This window comes from Curtobacterium sp. SL109, assembly GCF_026672405.1.
Classification (GTDB): domain Bacteria; phylum Actinomycetota; class Actinomycetes; order Actinomycetales; family Microbacteriaceae; genus Curtobacterium.
This window is the reverse complement of the sequence record NZ_JAPPRB010000002.1, coordinates 1447039-1467876: the sequence shown is the minus strand read 5'-3', so window position 1 is coordinate 1467876 and position 20838 is coordinate 1447039. Positions and strand designations below refer to the sequence as shown.

General features: G+C 71.5%; 22 protein-coding genes. 11 read left to right on the top strand and 11 right to left on the bottom strand.

Features of this window, described 5'->3' with window-relative positions; all coding sequences use genetic code 11:
* Window positions 1-16 precede the first annotated feature (16 nt).
* Window positions 17-1279: a DNA recombination protein RmuC gene (gene rmuC, locus OVA28_RS08510; RefSeq protein WP_194660545.1), complete on the top strand. Its 1263-nt coding sequence runs from the start codon at window positions 17-19 to the stop codon at window positions 1277-1279.
* Between the two features lie 125 nt (window positions 1280-1404).
* Here rmuC and glpX read toward each other — a convergent pair whose 3' ends face one another.
* Entirely contained in the window at window positions 1405-2394 is a 990-nt protein-coding gene (glpX, locus tag OVA28_RS08505; protein ID WP_071272137.1) for a class II fructose-bisphosphatase, read from the bottom strand.
* A 128-nt stretch (window positions 2395-2522) separates the two neighbouring features.
* Here glpX and fbaA point away from each other — a divergent pair, with 128 nt between their 5' ends.
* Window positions 2523-3551, top strand: a complete 1029-nt coding sequence (fbaA, locus tag OVA28_RS08500) for a class II fructose-bisphosphate aldolase (protein ID WP_194629590.1) — start codon at window positions 2523-2525, stop codon at window positions 3549-3551.
* A 93-nt stretch (window positions 3552-3644) separates the two neighbouring features.
* Window positions 3645-4907, top strand: coding sequence for a M18 family aminopeptidase (locus tag OVA28_RS08495; protein WP_268096599.1), 1263 nt, complete (start codon window positions 3645-3647; stop codon window positions 4905-4907).
* 52 nt (window positions 4908-4959) lie between these two features.
* Here the strand turns inward: OVA28_RS08495 and OVA28_RS08490 are convergent, their stop codons facing one another.
* Complete coding sequence (locus tag OVA28_RS08490; RefSeq protein WP_268096598.1) at window positions 4960-5586, bottom strand: DUF6264 family protein; 627 nt, start codon at window positions 5584-5586, stop codon at window positions 4960-4962.
* Window positions 5587-5642: 56 nt separating this feature from the next.
* Window positions 5643-6707: a 4-hydroxy-3-methylbut-2-enyl diphosphate reductase gene (locus OVA28_RS08485; protein WP_416354639.1), complete on the bottom strand. Its 1065-nt coding sequence runs from the start codon at window positions 6705-6707 to the stop codon at window positions 5643-5645.
* Window positions 6708-6834: 127 nt separating this feature from the next.
* On the opposite strand from OVA28_RS08485, the gene xseA reads away from it, so the two are divergent.
* From xseA to OVA28_RS08460, 5 genes are all read left to right on the top strand, one after another.
* A complete protein-coding gene (gene xseA / locus OVA28_RS08480) occupies window positions 6835-8073 on the top strand; it encodes an exodeoxyribonuclease VII large subunit (RefSeq protein WP_268096595.1) in 1239 nt (412 codons plus the stop codon).
* A gap of 83 nt (window positions 8074-8156) precedes the next feature.
* Complete coding sequence (locus OVA28_RS08475) at window positions 8157-8408, top strand: exodeoxyribonuclease VII small subunit (protein WP_194660539.1); 252 nt, start codon at window positions 8157-8159, stop codon at window positions 8406-8408.
* Window positions 8405-9043, top strand: coding sequence for a DUF4245 domain-containing protein (locus tag OVA28_RS08470; protein WP_268096594.1), 639 nt, complete (start codon window positions 8405-8407; stop codon window positions 9041-9043). Before OVA28_RS08475 ends, OVA28_RS08470 begins: the two co-directional genes overlap by 4 nt.
* A gap of 57 nt (window positions 9044-9100) precedes the next feature.
* Window positions 9101-9715, top strand: coding sequence for a carbonic anhydrase (locus tag OVA28_RS08465; protein WP_194660537.1), 615 nt, complete (start codon window positions 9101-9103; stop codon window positions 9713-9715).
* A gap of 148 nt (window positions 9716-9863) precedes the next feature.
* Entirely contained in the window at window positions 9864-11297 is a 1434-nt protein-coding gene (locus OVA28_RS08460) for a class II fumarate hydratase (protein WP_268098180.1), read from the top strand.
* Window positions 11298-11403: 106 nt separating this feature from the next.
* Here OVA28_RS08460 and OVA28_RS08455 read toward each other — a convergent pair whose 3' ends face one another.
* The 4 genes from OVA28_RS08455 to OVA28_RS08440 all read right to left on the bottom strand — a co-directional run bounded on the left by OVA28_RS08455 (window position 11404) and on the right by OVA28_RS08440 (window position 14984).
* A complete protein-coding gene (locus OVA28_RS08455; RefSeq protein ID WP_268096593.1) occupies window positions 11404-12777 on the bottom strand; it encodes a PhoH family protein in 1374 nt (457 codons plus the stop codon).
* Between the two features lie 202 nt (window positions 12778-12979).
* Window positions 12980-13366 carry a hypothetical protein gene (locus OVA28_RS08450; RefSeq protein WP_268096592.1) on the bottom strand — a complete coding sequence of 129 codons (387 nt, stop codon included), beginning with the start codon at window positions 13364-13366 and terminating at the stop codon, window positions 12980-12982.
* The gene (locus OVA28_RS08445) at window positions 13336-14100 is read right to left on the bottom strand and encodes a hypothetical protein (protein WP_268096591.1); all 765 of its coding nucleotides are present in this window, start codon (window positions 14098-14100) and stop codon (window positions 13336-13338) included. Before OVA28_RS08445 ends, OVA28_RS08450 begins: the two co-directional genes overlap by 31 nt.
* Window positions 14101-14198: 98 nt before the next feature.
* Window positions 14199-14984, bottom strand: coding sequence for an isoprenyl transferase (locus OVA28_RS08440; RefSeq protein ID WP_268096590.1), 786 nt, complete (start codon window positions 14982-14984; stop codon window positions 14199-14201).
* A gap of 76 nt (window positions 14985-15060) precedes the next feature.
* Between OVA28_RS08440 and trhA the strand changes: the two genes are divergently transcribed.
* On the top strand, window positions 15061-15765 hold the full coding sequence (gene trhA, locus OVA28_RS08435) for a PAQR family membrane homeostasis protein TrhA (protein ID WP_268096589.1): 705 nt from the start codon (window positions 15061-15063) through the stop codon (window positions 15763-15765).
* A 100-nt stretch (window positions 15766-15865) separates the two neighbouring features.
* On the opposite strand, the gene OVA28_RS08430 is transcribed toward trhA, so the two are convergent.
* Together OVA28_RS08430 and mca are read right to left on the bottom strand one after the other, a co-directional pair.
* Complete coding sequence (locus tag OVA28_RS08430) at window positions 15866-16165, bottom strand: hypothetical protein (RefSeq protein WP_194661203.1); 300 nt, start codon at window positions 16163-16165, stop codon at window positions 15866-15868.
* Window positions 16162-17052, bottom strand: a complete 891-nt coding sequence (mca, locus tag OVA28_RS08425) for a mycothiol conjugate amidase Mca (protein WP_268096588.1) — start codon at window positions 17050-17052, stop codon at window positions 16162-16164. Before mca ends, OVA28_RS08430 begins: the two co-directional genes overlap by 4 nt.
* A 34-nt stretch (window positions 17053-17086) precedes the next feature.
* Between mca and OVA28_RS08420 the strand changes: the two genes are divergently transcribed.
* Window positions 17087-17566 carry a DUF4307 domain-containing protein gene (locus OVA28_RS08420; protein WP_194661204.1) on the top strand — a complete coding sequence of 160 codons (480 nt, stop codon included), beginning with the start codon at window positions 17087-17089 and terminating at the stop codon, window positions 17564-17566.
* A gap of 73 nt (window positions 17567-17639) precedes the next feature.
* On the top strand, window positions 17640-18128 hold the full coding sequence (gene greA / locus OVA28_RS08415) for a transcription elongation factor GreA (protein ID WP_071279270.1): 489 nt from the start codon (window positions 17640-17642) through the stop codon (window positions 18126-18128).
* Window positions 18129-18229: 101 nt separating this feature from the next.
* Here greA and ilvA read toward each other — a convergent pair whose 3' ends face one another.
* Window positions 18230-19480, bottom strand: a complete 1251-nt coding sequence (gene ilvA / locus OVA28_RS08410; protein ID WP_194661205.1) for a threonine ammonia-lyase — start codon at window positions 19478-19480, stop codon at window positions 18230-18232.
* 45 nt (window positions 19481-19525) lie between these two features.
* Window positions 19526-20833: an AI-2E family transporter gene (locus OVA28_RS08405; RefSeq protein WP_228505227.1), complete on the bottom strand. Its 1308-nt coding sequence runs from the start codon at window positions 20831-20833 to the stop codon at window positions 19526-19528.
* Between the last annotated feature and the right edge of the window lie 5 nt (window positions 20834-20838).

The window sequence follows — 20838 nt, the reverse complement described above, 5'->3', positions numbered from 1 at the left end:
CTGGGAAGGTCTGGGCATGGACATCTCCGCCCTGCTCGTCGGCCTGCTGATCGGCGCCCTCGCCGGCGCCGCCGTCGCGTGGTCGCTCGCGCGTTCCCGCGCCGGCGCGTCCGCCGCGACGGCCGTCGCCACCGCCGACGCCCTCCGTGCGCGTCTCTCCGAGGTCCGCCAGGACGCCGAGGAACGCCTCGACGCGCAGGACACCCAGTACCGCCGGCAGGTGGACTCGCTCGAACGGCGGTCAGCCGAGCTGGAGCACCTCGTCGAGCGCATGCACGGCGCCGAGACCGCCCGGTCGCAGGACGAGTCCAAGGTGCTCACGGCGCTGAGCCCCGTCGCCGAGACCCTCGACGTGATGCGCGCGAAGATCGCCGAGCTCGAGCGGGCCCGCAGCGAGCAGTACGGCGCCATCTCCACGCAGCTGCGGTCCGCCGCCGAGTCCGAGGAACGGCTCCGCGCCACCGCCGAGACCCTCGCGAGCGCACTCACCTCGAACAGCACCCGGGGCGTCTGGGGCGAGACCCAGCTGCGCAACGTGGTCGAGGCCGCCGGGCTGCTCGAACGGGTCGACTTCGACGTGCAGTCCTCGGTGACGACGTCCGCCGGTGCCGCACGCCCGGACATGATCGTGCACCTGCCCGGCGGCAAGAGCATCGCGGTGGACGCCAAGGTGCCCTTCACCGCGTACCTGCAGGCGGTGGCGATCCCCGCCAGTGCCACGGGGGCCGAAGGCGCTCGTCGTGCCACGCTCATGACGCAGCACGTCAAGGCCCTGCGGGCACACGTGGACGCCCTCGCCGCGCGGGAGTACTGGTCGGGCTACGACGCCTCCCCCGAGCTCACGGTGGCGTTCATCCCGTCGGAGTCCCTCATCGCCAGCGCCCTGGCCGCGGACCCCGGGCTGCTCGACCACGCGTTCCGCAAGCGGGTCGCCCTGGCGTCCCCGGTCACGCTGTGGTCGGTGCTCAAGACCGTGGCGTTCTCGTGGCAGCAGGACGTCGTCACGACCGAGGCCCGCGAGCTCTTCCGGGTCGCCCGCGAACTCCACGGCCGGCTCACGACGATGGCGACGCACGTCGACAAGCTCGGGCGGTCGATCCGCGGCTCGGTCGTCGACTACAACCGCTTCGTGGGGTCGCTCGAACGGCAGGTGCTGCCGAGTGCCCGACGGCTGTCGATGCTCGACGAGTCGAAGGTCATCGCGGAACCCACCGTGGTCGAGGACGAGCCGCGGCTGCTCACGGCACCGGAGCTCGTGGGCGCCCTCGACGAGGACTGACGCGCGGGCGCTGCGCGCTGGGCGCTGGGTTCGCACAACAGGAACCCGCTCGCGCCACGGATGTCCGTGGTTCGAGCGGGTTCTGGTTGTGCGGCGTCGGTCAGCGCCAGGTCAGACCCTGTGGATCAGAACCACTTCTCGGCGCGGTGGTCCGCCTGGATGCGACGGATCGTGTTCGAGCGCGACCGGAGCACGAGCGAGTCGGTGTGGATGACGCCACGCGAGCGACGGACACCGTCGACGAGCACGCCGTCGGTGACACCCGTCGCCACGAAGAACGTGTTGTCCCCCGTGACCAGGTCGTCCTGGTCGAGGACCTTGTCGAGGTCGTGGCCGGCCGCGATGGCCCGCTCGCGCTCCTCGTCGTCCTTCGGCTGGAGCTTGCCGAGCAGCACCCCACCGAGCGCCTTGATCGCGCACGCGGTGATGATGCCCTCGGGGGTGCCGCCGACGCCGACGCACATGTCGATGTTCGAGCCGGGCAGGGCCGCCGCGATGCCACCGGCGACGTCACCGTCGAGCAGCAGGCGGGTGCCGGCGCCCGTGGCACGGATCGCACGGATGAGCTCGTCGTGGCGGGGGCGGTCGAGCACGGCGACGACCATGTCCTCGAGGTCCTTGCCCTTGGCCTTCGCAAGCGCGCGGATGTTGTCGCCGATCGGCTTCTCGAGGTCGAGGACCCCGCGGCCCTCGGGCCCGGCGGCGATCTTGTCCATGTAGAACACGGCCGACGGGTCGTACATCGATCCGCGGTCGGAGACGGCCATCACGGAGATGGCGTTCTGGCGGCCGGCGGCGGTCAGCGAGGTGCCGTCGATCGGGTCGACCGCGATGTCGCAGGCCGGGCCGTGGCCGTTGCCGACGTGCTCGCCGTTGTAGAGCATCGGGGCGTTGTCCTTCTCGCCCTCGCCGATGACGACCACGCCGTCGAAGTTGACGGTACCGAGGAACTTGCGCATCGCGTCGACGGCAGCACCGTCCGCGAGGTTCTTCTCCCCCCGGCCGACCCACGGTTGCGCGCGGATCGCGGCGGCCTCGGTCGCGCGGACGAGTTCGAGGGCCAGGTTGCGGTCGGGCTGCAGGAAGAGGGAACCGGTCTCAGTCGTGGGAGTCACGTACTGCAGCCTACCGAGCGCGGCCCGCGTGAGCCGCCGAGCGGACGGACGTGCAACGCCGCCCGGGTCACACTCCAGACCGGCTGACTACGATCGGTCCGGACATCACCGAAGTCGAAGGAGATCACGTGCCCATCGCAACGCCGGAACAGTACGCCGAGATGATCGACCGCGCGAAGGCCGGCAAGTTCGCCTACCCCGCGGTCAACGTGTCCTCGTCGCAGACCATCAACGCGGTCCTCCAGGGCCTGACCGAGGCCGGGTCGGACGGCATCATCCAGGTGACGACCGGCGGTGCCGACTACTTCGCCGGCCAGACCGTGAAGAACCGTGCCGCCGGGGCGCTCGCCATGGCGGCGTTCGCGCACGAGGTCGCCAAGAACTACCCGATCACCGTCGCGCTCCACACGGACCACTGCCCGAAGGACGCCCTCGACGGGTTCGTCCTGCCGCTCATCGCGGCGAGCGAGGAAGAGGTCCGTCACGGTCGCAACCCGATCTTCCAGTCGCACATGTGGGACGGCTCGGCCGTGCCGCTCGACGAGAACATCGAGATCGCCCGCACGATGATCGAGAAGACCCGCAACATCAACGCCATTCTCGAGGTCGAGATCGGCGTCGTCGGCGGCGAAGAGGACGGCGTCGAGCACGAGGGCACCAACGACGCGCTCTACACGACCTCGGGCGACGTCGAGCGGGTCGTCGACGCGCTCGGTCTCGGGGACAAGGGTCGCTGGATCGCTGCCCTCACCTTCGGCAACGTGCACGGCGTCTACAAGCCGGGCAACGTGAAGCTGCGTCCGGAGCTCCTCGGTGAGATCCAGGCAGCGGTCGCCGCGAAGCACGGCACCGGCGAGAACCCCCTCGACCTCGTCTTCCACGGCGGCTCCGGCTCGACCGACGACGAGATCCACGAGGCCGTGCGCAACGGCGTCATCAAGATGAACATCGACACGGACACGCAGTACGCGTTCACGCGGTCGATCGCCGGTTCGATGTTCAGCAACTACGAGGGCGTCCTGAAGCTCGACGGCGAGGTCGGCAACAAGAAGCAGTACGACCCGCGCGCCTGGGGCAAGGTCGCCGAGACCGCCATGGCCGCTCGCGTCGGCGAGGCCGCCAAGGTCCTCGGTTCGGCCGGACACAGCCAGAGCTGACCCCGCTCCACACCGCCTGGAGGCACTGGCCGCGTCCGCAGGGCGCGGCCAGTGCTGCGTCTGGTCACCTCACGGCCGTGCCACCATGGTCGGGTGACCGTCGACGCCATCGCCTCCGAGTTCGCCCACTTCGTCACCGCGTCGCCGACGGCGTTCCACGCCGCCGCCGTGGCCCGTGACCGGCTCGTCGCCGCCGGGTTCACCGAGCTCGACGAGCGCGACGCCTGGCCGACCGATCCCGGCGCCTACGTCGTCGTGCGTGACGGTGCCGTCATCGCCTGGCGTCTCCCCGCCGGCGCCACCGCGACGACGCCGTTCCGGATCCTCGGGGCCCACACCGACTCCCCCGGGTTCCGCCTCAAGCCGAACCCCGTCGTCCGTGTCGGCGGGTGGGAGCAGCTCAACGTCGAGGTCTACGGCGGTCCGATCCTGTCGACGTGGTTCGACCGCGACCTCCGCATCGCCGGACGGGTCGTGCACACGGACGGCACCGTCACGCTCCTCGACACCGACGCGGTGGCGCGCATCCCGAACCTGGCGATCCACCTCGACCGCGGCGTGAACGCCGGCGCCGAGATCGACCGGCAGCGGCACACGCTCCCCGTGGTCGGGACGGACGGCACGAGCGCCGGCGGGGTCGATGTCCTCGCGTGGCTCCGCGGCCGGGTCGGCGAGACAGCTGTCTCGTGGGACCTCTTCCTCGCCGACACGCAGGCGCCCGCCCGGGTCGGCATCGACGCCTCGTTCCTGGCGTCGGGCCGGATGGACAACCTGACGAGCGTGCACGCCGGGCTCCGCGGCATCGTCGACGCTCCCGCGGACGGCGACCACGTCCCGGTCTTCGCCGCGTTCGACCACGAGGAAGTCGGGTCGGCGACGCCGTCCGGTGCGGGCGGCCCGTTCCTCGAGGACGTGCTCGGCCGCGTGCAGGAGGGCCTCGGCGCCACCCGGTCCGAGGCCGCGCGGGCGTTCCGGGCCTCCTGGTTGCTCTCGAGCGACGCCGGGCACCTGGTCCACCCGAACTACTCCGAGAAGCACGACCCGACCAACCGCCCGCGACCGGGCGGTGGTCCGCTGCTGAAGACCAGCGCGAACCAGCGCTACATGACCGAGGCGAAGGGCGAGGCCGTGTTCGCCGCTGCCTGCGACGCCGCCGGCGTGACGTACCAGCCGTTCGTGAACGTCAACACGATCCCCGGTGGCTCGACCATCGGGCCGATCGCGGCGACGCGACTCGGCATCCCGACGGTGGACATCGGCGTCGGACTGCTGTCGATGCACTCCGTGCGCGAACTGGTCCACGTCGAGGACCTGGCCGCACTGCACGGTGCCCTGGCCGCGTTCCTCGCCGGCTGACCGGCACCGGGCACGCTCCTCAGCGGGTCTCGGTGCCGGGACGCGATCGGGGTCAGCCGCCCGCGTGCTGCATGAACCAGGCGACGAAGTGGTCGTCGTGCAGCATCACGGTGAGGAACGCCGACAGCGTCAGCACCGAGGCGACGAGCCCGCCGAGCAGCGGCACCCAGACCGTGCGCTTCCGGTTGCGCAGGCGCACGACCGACCACCACGCGACGAGCACGAACAGCACGAGGCCGCCGATCGCGCTGACGAGCGCGGCACCCACCAGGGCTCCGGGGTCTGACATCTCGGTGTAGCGGAGCTCGAGTTCCCGGGCCAGGTTGGCGGCCACCGAGCGGAAGGCCAGCGACTGCAGCACCGAGACGAGCCCGAAGGCGAGCAGCATCACCGTGAGCAGGAAGTCCGCCGGTGACGCACCGAAGCGCGCGGCGACGGGCGTGCCGGCAGCTGCCGGGGCTCGTCCGGAGCCAGTGTCGGGACGCTTGGCGGCCATGGTCCGCGGCCCAGGTTGCTGCTCGGGACGGTCCCGCTCCGCCTGCTGCCGCTCGAGGCGTTCCTGCTCGACGAGGACCGGGTTCACCCAGCCCTCGGGGGCGTACTCGCCGTACTGCGGCGCGGGACGGCCCTGCGGCCGGGAGCCGGAGACGCCCGCAGCGTCGGCGTCAGTGCCGGCCACCTGCGGCGGCACTCCGCGGTCACGGTCAGGCGCCGCCGTCCAGTCACCCCGCGCGCTCATCGGCGCCGCCCGCCGAGCCCGCGCGTGGCGTTGCCCGATGCGTCGGTGCGGAGTTCCTTGGGGAGCGAGAACATCAGGTCCTCGTGCGCCGTGACGACCTCTTCCACCGTGCCGTAGCCGGCGTCGGCGAGCTGCTCGAGGACCTCGTGCACGAGTTGCTCGGGCACCGAGGCGCCACTGGTGACCCCGACGGTCTGGACGCCGTCGAGCCACTCCTGCCGGATCTCCTCGGCGTAGTCCACGCGGTGCGCCGCCGTGGCCCCGTACTCGAGCGCCACGTCGACCAGGCGGACGCTGTTCGAGGAGTTGGCGGACCCGACCACGATGACGAGGTCGGCCTGCGGCGCGACCTTCTTGATCGCGACCTGCCGGTTCTGGGTGGCGTAGCAGATGTCGTCCGAGGGCGGGTTCTCGATGGTCGGGAACTTCTCGCGCAGGAGCCGGACGGTCTCCATCGTCTCGTCGACGCTCAGCGTGGTCTGGGACAGCCAGACGAGGTTGTCGGGGTCATCCACGGTCAGTGCGGCGACGTCGGCGGGGCCGTTCACGAGGATCGTCCGCTCGGGCGCGTGACCCATGGTGCCCTCGACCTCTTCGTGGCCGGTGTGCCCGATCAGGATGATGGTGCGCTCGGCCTTGGCGAAGCGGGTGGCCTCGCGGTGGACCTTCGTGACCAGGGGGCAGGTGGCGTCGATGGCGTGCAGGTCACGGGCGGCCGCACCGGCGACGACCGCGGGTGAGACACCGTGGGCGCTGAACACGACGTGGGATCCGCGCGGGACCTCGTCCACGTCGTCGACGAAGACCGCGCCGCGCTGTTCGAGCGTCGACACGACGTGCACGTTGTGGACGATCTGCTTGCGGACGTAGACGGGCTCGCCGTACTGCTCCAGGGCCTTCTCGACGGCGATCACCGCGCGGTCGACGCCGGCGCAGTACCCACGGGGTGCCGCGAGCAGGACCTTCTTGCTGCCGGCGACCGGGTCGTTCCGCAGCCGACCACGCGGCGCTGGGCTGCGCGGCGGAGCGAGCGGGACCGAGTGGCCGTTGGTGATCGTCACGTCCCCGATGATAGGTGAGCGGGACCGACACACGCTGGGGGCGCGGAGGGTGGCGGACGGGCCACCCGGACGCGGATCGTCAGGGGTGTCCGGCACCATGGGGACCGCACCACCGCAGAGGAGCACGATGGCGATCGAACAGGGCCCACCGACGGCCGACAACCCATGGCCGGTCGCGCTGCTCGGCGCGAAGCTCCGGGACTGGATCGACCGCCTCGGCACCGCCTGGATCGAGGGCGAGATCACCCAGTGGAACGTCGCGGGCGGCAACGTCTACGGCAAGCTCAAGGACCTCGAGGTCGACGCCACCGTGTCCTTCTCGATCTGGTCGAGCGTCCGTTCCCGGGTGCCCGCCGACCTCAAGCAGGGGGCCAGGGTGGTCGCGGCGGTCAAGCCGAACTACTGGGTCAAGGGCGGCTCCCTGACGATGCAGGTCGTCGAGATGAAGCACGTCGGGCTCGGTGACCTGCTCGAACGCCTCGAACGGCTCCGCCGGACCCTGGCCGAGGAAGGCCTGTTCGACGTCTCCCGCAAACGGCGCCTGCCGTTCCTGCCGCACCGCATCGGCCTGATCACGGGCAAGGACTCCGACGCCGAGAAGGACGTCAAGCGGAACGCCCAGCTGCGGTGGCCGCACGTCGAGTTCCGGACCGTCCACACCGCGGTGCAGGGCGACCGCACCGTCGGCGAGGTCACGGCGGCGATCCAGGAGCTCGACGCCGACCCCGAGGTCGACGTCATCGTCATCGCCCGCGGTGGCGGCGACTTCCAGAACCTGCTCGGCTTCAGCGACGAAGGCCTCGTCCGTGCGGCAGCCGCGGCCACCACGCCGATCGTCTCCGCCATCGGGCACGAGGCCGACCGGCCGCTCCTCGACGACGTCGCCGACCTCCGCGCGTCCACCCCGACCGACGCCGCCAAGCGCGTGGTCCCCGACGTCGCCGAGGAGCTCGCGAACGTCCGCCAGGCCCGTGCCCGGATCGGACTCCGGCTCTCCCACACCCTGTCGGTGGAGGCCGACCGCATCGCGGCCCTGCGCTCGCGGCCGGCACTCGCGTCCACCGCCTGGCTCGTCGACACCCGCGCAGAAGAGGTGGCCCGCGACCTCTCCCGCGCCCGCGAGCTGCTCGACCGACGCATCGAACGGTCCCATGCCGACGTCGGACACCTCACCGGACGACTCCGGGCCCTCTCCCCCCGCGACACGCTCCGCCGCGGGTACGCCATCGTGCAGACGGGCGACGGTGCGGTCGTGCGTGCGGCCTCGGACCTCGACGGCACCGCGGACGTCCGCGTCACGCTCGGCGCCGGCACCGCGACCGGCACGCTGACCGCAGAGGGTCCCGGCCCGGACGGCGAGGGCTGAGCACCGTGACGACCCCGGACGACGTTCTCCACAGGCGCACCCCGCACACGGTGGCGTCGGTGGACCCTCGGTAGGATCGAGACGTGTCAACCGAGGAGCAGTCCGCACCAGCCGAGCAGTCCGACGTCCGGTCCCTGACGTACGAGGCCGCCCGCGACGAACTCGTGCGCGTGGTCGGCGAACTCGAGCAGGGCTCTGCCACGCTCGAACGCTCGCTCACGCTCTGGGAACGCGGCGAAGCCCTCGCCGCCCGGTGCGAGGAATGGCTCGTCGGCGCCCGCGCCCGACTGGATGCCGCCCGGGCCGCCTCCGACTCCTCGGACGCCGACCGATGAGCGACCCGGACACCGGCCGCCCGATCGTCGCCGAGCTCGGCCGCCCCGAGACGGCCGAGGAGACCTGGCTCCGCAAGGACACCGCGCGACGCTCCCGCAAGGAGCACCAGACCGCGTTCAACCTCGTGCTCGCGCTCATCGCCTCGCTCGGCATCGTGCTCTTCCTCGTCGCCGTCGTCGCACGACCCGACAGCACCGTGGACCGCAACGTCGACTACCGCCAGGTCGCCGACCAGGCGGACGTGCCCGGCGTGACCCTGGCTGCGCCGGCGCTCCCGAAGGGCTACTCGTCCAACCGAGCCGACTACACGGACAAGACCGCCGACGGGGTCGACGTCTGGACGGTCGGCTTCCTGACGCCCGACAAGCAGTACATCGGCATGCAGCAGGGCATCGGGGCCAACCCGACCTGGGTCGCGAACCAGCTCGACCAGCACCGCGCCACCGGCACCCGCTCGATCGGCGGCACGAAGTGGACCGTGTACGACCGCCGCGACGAAGGCCAGGACGCCGGCAACGAGCTCTACTCACTCGTCGGGACCTTCGGCACGGACACCATCGTGCTCGCCGGCACCGCTGACGACGCCTCCTTCCGCGCGGTCGCCGGCGCCGTGGCGAAGCAACTCAGCTCGTAGCCCCACCACCCCCGAACCAGCCCGACCCCCCGCAGCAGCACCGAGGAGCCGAACCACATGACCGACCGCGCCGCGTCCACCCCCGCTGAAGCCCTCCGTCTGCTCGTCGAGGGCAACGCCCGGTTCGCCTCCGACAAGCGCCGCACCGGCCGCATCGACCCACAGCGCCGGACCGAGCTCGAGGGCTCCCAGGCGCCCTTCGCGACGGTCCTCGGCTGCTCCGACTCACGCGTGCCGTTCGAGCACGTGTTCGACGCGGGCATCGGCGACGTCTTCGCGATCCGCAACGCCGGACAGATCGTGGACGACGTCGTGCTCGGCTCGATCGAGTTCGCCGTCGTCGCCCTCGGGACCCCGCTCGTCGTCGTCCTCCGCCACACCCGGTGCGGAGCCGTCGCCGCCGCCCGGTCCGGTGAGCCCGTCCCGGCCCCGCACCTGCAGGCCCTCGTGGACGCCATCGCCCCCAGCGTCGAGCGCGTCCGCGCCACCGACGCCGACATCCCCCAGGAAGCCATCGGCGCCGCCCACCTGGAAGCCACGCTGCGTGCGGTCCTCGAACGCTCAGGAGCCGTCTCCGACGCCATCGCCGAGGGTAGGTTGGCCGTGGTCGGTGCGACCTACGACCTCGCCACGGGCGAGGTCGCGATCGACACCGTCGTGGGCGACGCCTGACCTCCAGGCCCACGGGACCGGCGTGCAGCGCCCCGACCAGCCGGACGGTGAACCCGACCGACAGGACCAGCCGGACGGCCAACCCGACCGACAGAACCAGCCGGACGTGACCGCGTCCGGCAGCACCACCAGGAAGGACCACGACGACGTGACCGACACCACCGCGACGACCGACACCACCGCGACCGACACCACCGGCGACTACCGGATCGAACACGACACGATGGGCGAGGTCCGCGTGCCGGCCTCGGCCCTCTACCGTGCGCAGACCCAGCGTGCCGTCGAGAACTTCCCGATCTCCGGCACCGGCCTCGAGCCCGCACAGATCATCGCCCTCGCACGGATCAAGCGTGCGGCGGCCATCGTGAACGGGCAGCTCGGGATCATCGACGGCAGCGTGGCCGACGCGATCCAGCAGGCTGCCGACACGATCATCGCCGGCGAGCACCACGACCAGTTCCCCGTCGACGTCTACCAGACCGGCAGCGGCACGTCGTCGAACATGAACATGAACGAGGTCCTCGCGACCCTCGCCTCCGACATCGCCGGCGACGCCGTGCACCCGAACGACCACGTCAACGCCTCGCAGTCCTCGAACGACGTCTTCCCGACCTCGGTCCACGTCGCCGTCACCGACGCCCTGATCCGGTCCCTGGTGCCGGCCCTCGAGCACCTCGCCGAGTCGCTCGAGCGCAAGGCCGTCGAGTGGGCGGACGCGGTGAAGTCCGGGCGGACGCACCTGATGGACGCCACCCCGGTGACGCTCGGCCAGGAGTTCGGCGGCTACGCCCGCCAGGTCCGGCTCGGCATCGAGCGTGTGAACGCCACGCTCCCCCGCGTGGCCGAGGTCCCGCTCGGCGGCACCGCCGTCGGCACGGGCATCAACACCCCGAAGGGCTTCCCGCAGCAGGTCATCGCGCAGCTCGCCGAGGACACCGGCCTGCCGATCACCGAGGCCCTCGACCACTTCGAGGCCCAGGGGGCGCGCGACGCCCTCGTCGAGGCCTCCGGCGCGCTCAAGGTGCTGGCGGTCAGCCTGACGAAGATCAACAACGACCTGCGCTGGATGGGCTCCGGTCCGAACACCGGGCTCGGCGAGCTGCACATCCCCGACCTGCAGCCCGGGTCCTCGATCATGCCCGGCAAGGTCAACCCGGTGATCCCCGAGGCCACCCTCATGGTCGCGGCCCGGGTCATCGGCAACGACGCCACCGTCTCCTGGGCGGGAGCGTCCGGCGCGTTCGAGCTCAACGTCGCCATCCCCGTGATGGGCACCGCCCTGCTCGAGTCCATCCGGCTGCTGGCGAACAGCTCGCGGGTCCTCGCGGACAAGACGATCGACGGCCTGCAGGCGAACCTGGAGCGCGCCCGGGCCCTCGCGGAGTCGTCGCCGTCCATCGTGACGCCGCTCAACCGGGCCATCGGCTACGAGGCAGCCGCCAAGGTCGCGAAGTACGCCGTCGCCGAGGGCGTCACCGTCCGCGAGGCCGTCGTGGCCCTCGGCCACGTCGAGCGTGGCGAGGTGACCGAGGCCCAGCTCGACGAGGCCCTCGACGTCCTCCGCATGACCCACCCGAACTGAGCGCGCCCGCGCACCACGTGACGGACGGGAGGCCCGGTGCCAGCTGGCACCGGGCCTCCCGTCCGTCAGGGTGACCAGAACCGCGACCCGAGCCGCGACCCGAGCGCTACACCAGGTCCGGCGAGTCCAGCATCTCCGTCACCAGCGCCGCGATCGCCGAGCGCTCCGACCGGGTCAACGTGACGTGCGCGAACAGCGGGTGTCCCTTGAGCCGCTCGATCACCGAGGCGACCCCGTCGTGCCGGCCGACGCGCAGGTTGTCGCGCTGGGCGACGTCGTGGGTCAGGACCACGCGCGAGTTCTGGCCGATGCGGGAGAGCATCGTCAGGAGCACGTTGCGCTCGAGGGACTGGGCCTCGTCGACGATCACGAAGGCGTCGTGCAGGGAGCGGCCACGGATGTGGGTCAGCGGGAGCACCTCGAGCATGCCGCGCTCGACCACCTCGTCCAGCACGTTGTCGGAGACCAGCGCGCCGAGGGTGTCGTAGACCGCCTGCGCCCAGGGGTTCATCTTCTCGTTGGCGTCGCCGGGCAGGAAGCCGAGCTCCTGGCCACCGACGGCGTAGAGCGGGCGGAACACCATGATCTTCTTGTGCTGCTGCCGTTCGAGCACGGCCTCCAGTCCGGCGCACAGGGCCAGGGCGGACTTGCCAGTGCCCGCGCTGCCGCCGAGGGAGACGATGCCGATCTCCGGGTCGAGCAGGGCGTCGATGGCCAGGCGCTGCTCGGCGGAACGGCCGCGCAGGCCGAAGACCTCGCGGTCGCCCCGGACCAGGGCGACGGCTCCGGGTGTGTGCACGCGTCCGAGTGCTGATCCGCGCTCGGAGTGGATGACGACGCCGGTGTTGACCGGGACGCCCTCGAGCGCGGCGGAGGTGATCTCCTCCTGCTCGTAGAGGTGGGTCATCTCGCTGCCCGAGACCTGCAGGTCGGTGATGCCGGTGTACCCGGAGTCGACGGCGAGCTCGGCGCGGTACTCCTGGGCGGCCAGCCCGACCGAGGCGGCCTTGACGCGGAGCGGGAGGTCCTTCGAGACGACGACCACGTCGAGGCCGTCGTTCGCCAGGTTCATCGCGACGGCGAGGATGCGGGAGTCGTTGTCGCCGAGCTGCAGCCCGGACGGCAGCACCGACTGGTTCGAGTGGTTCAGCTCGACGCGGAGCGAGCCACCGTCACCGACCGCGACGGGGAAGTCGAGCCGCTCGTGCTCGACCCGGAGCTCGTCGAGGATCCGGAGCGCCTGGCGGGCGAAGTAGCCGATCTCCGGGTCGTTGCGCTTCGACTCGAGCTCGCTGACGACCACGACGGGCAGCACCACGGCGTGCTCGTCGAACCGGAACAGGGCTCGCGGATCACTCAGCAGCACCGAGGTGTCCAGCACGTAGGTGCGCTGGGCGGTGCTGGTCGACCGGTCGGCCGACGCCGAGGTCGACGCTGCTGACGAGGTTCCGCGGGAGACGTTCTGAGAGGTCACGACCACTCCATCCCCGGGCCGCGAACGACCCGGTCCTTGTCCTCACGCGGCCACGGAGCGGGTCTCGAAGCACCGACTGTGGCCGCTTCGATCGGGCTCGGTGCCCGATGGCGCTGACGCTACGACGAGCCCGTGTCGGCGTCGAGATCGACACGCGGATTCCTCGGTTACGGTCGCGTGAACAGCCCCTGGGTGCGCGCTCCGGACGTCAGAACGACGTGGCGTAGGAGATGCAGGCGTCCCGGAACATGTCGAGCGTCTCGTCGGTGGTCGACGCGAACACCGAGACCCGCACGGTCCCGAGTCGCGCGCTCACGGTGACCCCGTGGTTGTGCAGCGCGGCCGACAGTGCCGTGAGGCGTCCCTCGGCGGGGCGCAGCACGACGATGCCCGCGCGCTCGGCGGGGTCGCGGCTGGACTCGACCTCGAGCCCGAACTCGTCGGCGATGTCGAAGACGCGCTCGACCCGGTCGGCGACGCGCTCCTGCACGGCCGCGACACCGACGGCGGTGAGCCGCTCGAGCGACACGGCCATGCGGGCCTGTGCCACCGGGTCGATCCGGCTCATCGTGAAGCCGGCGGCGCCCGGTCGCACGGACGGCACCTCGAGGGGCCACCCCGTCGTGCCGTGCGGGCCGGAGAGCGCGGGACGGAGCCGCTCGATCGCGCGGTCGCTGAACGCCGTGAAGCCGGTGCCCCACCCGGCGTGCAGCCACTTCTGGCCCCCGTGGCGACGACGTCCGCGAGCTCGTAGGGGGCGTCCACGACGCCGAAGCCCTGGATCGCGTCGACGATGAGCAGCCGGTCGCCGATGACCTCGCGGAGGCCGGCGAGGTCGGTGCGGTAGCCGGTGCGCCAGTCGACCAGGGACACGGCGACGGCGGTGACCTCGTCCTGCGCGTCCGCGAGCCGGGACGCGACCAGCGACGGCGTGACCCAGCCGGCACCCGACTCGATGACGACCGGACGGACGCGCCCGCCGGTGGCCGACGCGGCGCTGGCGAGGGCGAGGGGCATCGACGGGTACTCGTCCGCGGCGACGAGGACCCCACCGGTGATGCCGAAGGCGGTGTGCAGCAGGCCGGGGGTGGTGGCCGACTGGGACACGACCTGGTCCTCCCGGCGTCCGACCATGCGGGCGGCGACGGCACGGACGCGGGCGTCCTGCTCGTCGAGGGTCTCCATCGCACCGAACCGCATGTGCGCCTGGATGGTGCCGAGGACCCGCTGCTCCTCGAGCACGGCGGTCTGCACCGGGCCGAAGGCGGCGTGGTCGAGGTAGCCGGGCTCCTCGGCGAAGCCGGCGGCGTACTCGTCGATCGTGGTCACGGGGTGCACCTTTCACAGGAACAGAACCCTGAGAGACTACTGGGACGACCGGGTGGTCGCGAATGCACGCCTCGGCCTCAGCCGATCGACGCAGTGGTTCAGCCGCCGAACCGCCGTGAGCGGAGCCCGAAGTCGCGGACCGCGCGCAGGAAGTCCACCTCGCGCAGGTCGGGGTAGAAGGCCTCGACGAAGTAGAACTCGCTGTGGGCGCTCTGCCACAGCATGAAGTCCGACAGGCGCTGCTCGCCCGAGGTCCGGATCATCAGGTCCGGGTCCGGCTGCCCCTGCGTGTACAGGTGGTCGCCGATGAGCTCGGGGGTCAGGACCTCGGCCAGGGTGTCGAGCGTGCCGCCGCCCTCGCCGTGTGCGCGGACGATGCTGCGCATGGCGTCCGCGATCTCCCGCCGTCCCCCGTACCCGACGGCGAGGTTGATGTGCAGCCCGGTGTGCCCGGCGCTCCGGGCTGCGGCGTCCGCGAGCGTCGTGACGAGCCCGTCCGGCAGTCCGTCGTTCGACCCGACGTGCTGCACGCGCCACTGCTTGTGGTCGGCCAGCCGGTCGGCCAGGTCGGCGATGATGCTGATGAGCTGCTCGAGCTCGTCGCCCCCGCGGCCCTTGAGGTTGTCCGCCGACAGCAGGTACAGCGTGACGACCTGCACGTCGAGGTCGTCACACCACGACAGGAACTCGGGGATCTTCGCGGCACCGGCTCGGTGTCCGTGCGCGGCGGTCTCGAGGCCGAGCTGCTTCGCCCAGCGGCGGTTCCCGTCGACGATCATGGCGACGTGCTTCGGCGTCGGCGCTCCGTCGATCTGCTTCCGGATGCGCTTCTGGTAGGCGCGGTAGAGGATCCCGCGTCCCGCCCATCCCAGCCTGCCCGTCACGCGACGAGCGTAGTGCACCCGCGCTCGGCGCCGACTCCCAGCCGGCGGTGTGGTGACCCGGCGATATCGTCGGAGCATGCACCAGGACAGGGACACCGGCACCCTCCCCCACGTCCCCTTCACGGAAGAGGCAGCCACCGCAGCCGACGAACGTCCGGCCTGGCGCGGCTGGATCCACCTCGGCACGTTCCCGTTCGCCCTCGCGATGGGGATCGTCCTCGTGAGCCTCGCGGCGACCCCGGCGGCGAAGGCCGGCACCGCGGTGTTCATGGGGACGTCGCTCGTCATGTTCGGCGTCTCCGCGACCTACCACCGCTTCCCCTGGGGCCCGGTCGTCAAGCGGGTCCTCAAGCGGATCGACCACACGAACATCTTCCTGCTCATCGCGGGGACGTACACACCCGTGGCCGTCTGCGCCCTGCCGCACACGCTGATGGTCGTGGTGCTCTGGGTGATGTGGGGCGGCGCCCTGCTCGGCATCGCCTCCCGCGTCTTCTGGATCGGGGCGCCACGCTGGCTGTACGTGCCGCTCTACCTGGCGCTCGGCTGCGCGGCCCTCGGGATCCTGCCGCAGCTCTTCGCCGCGAGCGTCCCGATGACCGTGCTCGTGCTGGCCGGCGGACTCGCCTACGTCGTCGGCGCGGCGGTGTACGGCTTCAAGCGGCCGAACCCCTCACCGACGTTCTTCGGCTTCCACGAGGTCTTCCACGCCCTCACCGTCGCGGCCTTCGCCGCGCAGTGGGCGGGCATCCTCCTGGTGGCGCTGCACCCGGTCCGCTGACGGTCGGCCCGGCAGGTCGGGTGCCGGCGGTGACCACGAACGGACGGGAGGCTCGTGGCGGTGTCGCCCCGCGCCTCCTGTCCCTCGGGTGCCTGGCTCGCTAGCCGCGCTCGGTGTCGTCCCCGACGTCGGTGCGGCCGTCCTCGTCGGCGCGACGCGCCGGCTCGTCCGTGAGCGGGCCGCCGTTCCGGGCCTCGGCCTCGAAGCGCTCCCGGATCTCGGCGCGGTAGCGGGTGCGACGGATGCGGCGCGTCATGTCGACGAGCAGCAGGATCGTCACGACGGCGACGACTGCGATCGCGATGAAGCCGGCGACGCCCGGGGTGACGTCGACGTCGGGCACGGCCGAGGTCGGGCTGGGGCTCGGGGTGGCAGCGAGCACTGCTGCGATGGTGGTCACGCGGTGACGTCCTGTTCGGCTGGGATCCCCGCGAAGAGGTCGGACTCGGGCAGCTCGGTGGGCACGCGGGCCTCGACGAGCTGGTAGTCCTCGGTCGGCCACACCGTCGCGAGGAGGTCGTTCGGCCAGTAGAAGAAGGGACTGTTCGGCGGCACCTGGCTGGCGTGGGCGCGCAGGGCGGCGTCGCGGGCGTCGAAGTACTCGTGCACGTCGACGTGGCTGGTCGCCAGGTCGGGCCGGTCCGCGAACCGCTGCACCCACTCGCCGAGCTGCTCGACGAGGGGGCTGTCGGGCTCGCGTTCCTTGATGGCTTCGTAGAACGCGGTGAAGCGACGCGGGTTCATGGTGCGCTCGTAGTAGAGCTTCGCGACCGCCCACGGCTCGCCCGCGTCGGGGTACTTCGAGGGGTCGGCGGCGTCGCGCCAGGCGGCCATCGAGACCTCGTGCGTGCGGATGTGGTCCGGGTGCGGGTAGCCGCCGTTCTCGTCGTAGGTGACGAGCACGTGCGGACGGAAGCGACGGACCACGCGGACGAGCGCCTCGGTCGAGTACTCCAGCGGCACGGTGGCGAAGGTACCGGGGCGCACGGTCTCGCCCTTCTCGGCGTCGGGCAGCCCGGAGTCGTGGTAGCCGAGCCAGACGTGCTCGATGCCGAGCGCGGCCTGTGCCGCGGCCATCTCCCCGCGCCGGAAGCCGGCCATGTCCCGGTGCGCGCGGCTCATCGCGGGCGCGGGCAGGTCCTCGTTGAGGATGTCGCCGGCCTCGCCGCCGGTGCAGGAGACGACGAGGACCTCGTTGCCCTCGGCCACGTACTTCGCCGACGTGGCAGCCCCCTTGCTCGACTCGTCATCGGGATGGGCGTGGACGGCCATCAGACGATGTGGCACGGGTGGATCCTCACGGGTGGGGTCGGGGTCGGAGGTGGCGCACGGCAGGCGTGAACTACCCTGGGATCAGGATAATCACCCCGGGAGCCCCGAACTGTCCGAACAGCTGAACCCGAGCACCACGGCCACCCTCGACGACCGCTACGGCCGCACCGCCGGCCGGTCGCGCCGCACCAGGACGATCGCGATCGCCGCTGCGGCCGCCATCGTCGTCGTGTTCGGTGCCTGGGTGATCTGGGCCGGCCCCGGGCAGACCTCGCACGGGCTCGACTCCGACGACGTCGGCTACCAGATCCTCTCCACGCACAAGGCGGTCGTGCACTCGCAGGTGTCGGTCGACCCCGGGACGGCCGCCGAGTGCACGGTCCAGGTGCTCGACAAGTCGTACACGATCGTCGGCTGGAAGACCGTGACGCTGCCCCCGGCGACCGAGCGCTCGCGGACGATCACGACCGACGTCAACACGACGACACGCGGCGTGACCGGCTTGATCCACACCTGCTGGGTTCCCTAGACTGCCCTGATTCGCCTGACGAGACCGACCGCTCCGGTCGGTCTCGTTCTTCATGGTCGAAGGGACTGACGACATGAGCAACGACACGCAGGCCACCTGGCTCACGCAAGAGGCACACGACCGCCTCAAGGGCGAGCTCGAGGAGCTGAGCGGCGAGGGCCGTGCCGAGATCGCGCGCCGCATCGAGGCCGCTCGTGAAGAGGGCGACCTCAAGGAGAACGGCGGCTACCACGCCGCCAAGGACGAGCAGGGCAAGATCGAGGCCCGCATCCGCGTCCTCACCAACCTGCTGAAGACGGCCACCGTGACCGAGGCCGTCTTCGACGGCACCGTCGAACCGGGCACCGTCGTCACCGCCACGATCGCCGGCGACCCGTCGACGTTCCTGGTCGGCAGCCGCGAGATCGTGGCCGAGGGCTCGGACCTCACCGTCTACAGCCCCGTCAGCCCGGTCGGTGCGGCCATCGTCGGCCTGCGCGCCGGTGACTCCGCCACGTACACGGCGCCGAACGGCAAGGAGATCGCCGTCGAGGTGACGAAGGTCGAGCGCTACGAGCCGTAGCGCGCAGCCGGGCTGTCAGCCCGGACATGACGGGAGGCCCGTGGCGGGATCGCCGCGGGCCTCCCGTCATGTCCGGGGCCGACCCCGGCACCCGGCGACGGTCAGGGGGTCTGCAGGAGCCGTTCCGGGCGGAAGCCCGCCTCGTGGAGCCGCTGGATGACCTCGTCGGCGTGGTCCGGGCCGCGGGCCTCGATCGACAGGTCGAGCGCGACCTCGCTGATGACGAGTCCCTGGCCGTGCCGGGTGTGGAGGACCTCGACCACGTTCGCACCGGCGTCGGAGATGACCTGCGCCACGCGCGCGAGCTGGCCGGGACGGTCCGGCAGCATGATCCGGATGCCGATGTAGCGCGAGGCGGCGACCAGGCCCCGCGTGATGATCCGCTCCATCATGAGCGGGTCGATGTTGCCGCCGCTGAGCAGCACCACCGTCCGGCCGGTGTCCCGCACGGAGCCGGCCATGATCGCCGCGACACCGACCGCACCGGCGGCCTCGACCACGAGCTTGGCGCGCTCGAGCAGCACCAGGAGCGCGCGGGCGACGTCGTCGTCGGACACGGTGACGATCTCGTCGACCAGGTCGCGGATGATCGGGAAGTTCATGTCGCCGGGGCGGGCCACCGCGATGCCGTCGGCGATCGTCGGGGTCGTGGTGATCGTGACCGGTTCGCCGGCGTCGAGGGAGTCCGGGTACGCGGCGGCGTTCTCGGCCTGCACCCCGATGACCCGGATGGTCCGGCCGAGGCGTTCCGCCAGGCCCTTCACCGCGATCGCGATGCCGGAGATGACCCCGCCGCCGCCGATCGGCACGACGACGGTGTCGACGTCGGGGACCTGGTCGACGATCTCGAGGCCCACGGTGCCCTGCCCGGCGATCACCGCGGGGTGGTCGAACGGCGGGATGAAGACGGCGCCGGTGTGGGCGGCGAAGTCCTTCGCGGCGGACAGGGCTTCTTCCACCGAGTGGCCGCGGAGCACGACCTCGGCGCCGTAGTGGCGCGTGGCCTGCAGCTTCGGCAGGGCGACCCCGACCGGGGTGAAGATCGTCGCCGGGATGCCGAGCTCCCGGGCCGCCAGTGCGACGCCCTGGGCGTGGTTGCCGGCACTCGCGGCGACGACGCCCGCGGCCCGCTGCTCCTCGGTCAGCGCGGAGAGCCGGTTGTACGCACCGCGGAGCTTGTACGCCCCGGTGCGCTGCAGGTTCTCGCACTTCAGGTGCACCGGGGACCCGAGGACCTCGGCGAGGAACTGCGAGGTCTCCATCGGCGTGACCCGGGCGACCCCCGCGATCGTCTCGCGCGCCTTCTCGATGTCGTCCAGGGTGGGGATCGTCGGCGCAGTGGTGTCGGTCACGGTCCCATCATCGTCGGTCGGGAGCCCGATGCCGAACCCGTGACGCTAGTTGGTGCTCGCCGTTCCCTCAGCCGCCGCGGGGGCCTTGTCGCTGCCGGGAGCCGGGACGTCGTCGCCGACCTTGTGCCGACGGCGGCGCATCAGCTGGAGCTGCCCGTGCTGGCCGCGCTTCGGGGTGGCCTCGAGCACGTGGTCGGAGTCGAGTCGACGCCAGCGTCCACTCGCGATGGTCGTGACCATGGCGTTCAGGGTGGCGATGAGCGGGACGGCGAAGAACGCACCGGCGATGCCGGCGAGACCAGCCGACGCGGTGACGCCGAGGACGACCGCGAGGGGGTGCACCTTCACGGCGTTGCCCATCACGAGCGGCTGCAGGATGTGGCCCTCGATCTGCTGCACCAGGAGCACGACGGCCAGGACGAGCACCGCGGCCACCGGGCCGTTGAAGATGAGCGCGACGAAGATCGCCAGGAACCCGGTCACGATCGCGCCGACGACGGGGATGAACGCCCCGAGGAACACGAACGCGGCGATCGGGATCACGAGCGGCATGCCGCCGAAGAACAGCCCGACGATGAACGCACCGCCGCCGATGCCGACCGCGTCGACGAAGGCGACGAAGATCTGCACGCGGATGAAGCTGGTGAGGGTGATCCACCCCGCGACACCGGCGCCGTCGACGGCCGCACGGGCCTTGCGCGGGAAGAGCCGGACGGTCCAGCGCCAGACGTTCTTGCCGTCGATGAGCAGGAAGATCGTCGTGAACAGGACGATGAACAGGGCTTCGAACGCGTGGGTGGCCCCGGAACCGGCGCTGGCGACCCCGGACAGGATCGACGCGGAGTTGTCCTGCAGCCACTTCGTGCCGTCGTCCAGCCAGCCGTTGACGTCGCCCTGCGTGATGCCCAGGCCGGAGTTCAGGACGAGGTCCTTGATGTTCGCGTACTGGTCCACCGTGCGGTCGCGGAGCGAGGGGTACGACGCGATGACCTGGTCGACGACGAGCCAGATCAGTGCGCCGACGGCGGCGATGCCCCCGAGCAGGCTCATCACGATCGCGAGCCACTTCGGCACGTGGTGCCGCTGCAGCCAGTTCGAGATCGGGACGAGGAGCGCCGAGATGACGATGCCGACGAGGAACGGGATGAGGATCTCGCTGAAGACCGTCATCAGCCAGATGAAGAGCGCGATCACCCCGACGACGACGAGCACGCGCCACGACCAGGCACCCGCGATGCGGACGCCCGTCGGGACCGCGTCCTCGACCACGGGGTCGGGGTGCGTCCTCGGCGTCACGACCACGGGTGCGGGTACGGGTGCGGGTGCGTCACGGTTCTTCTTGCCCCAAGCCATGCCGC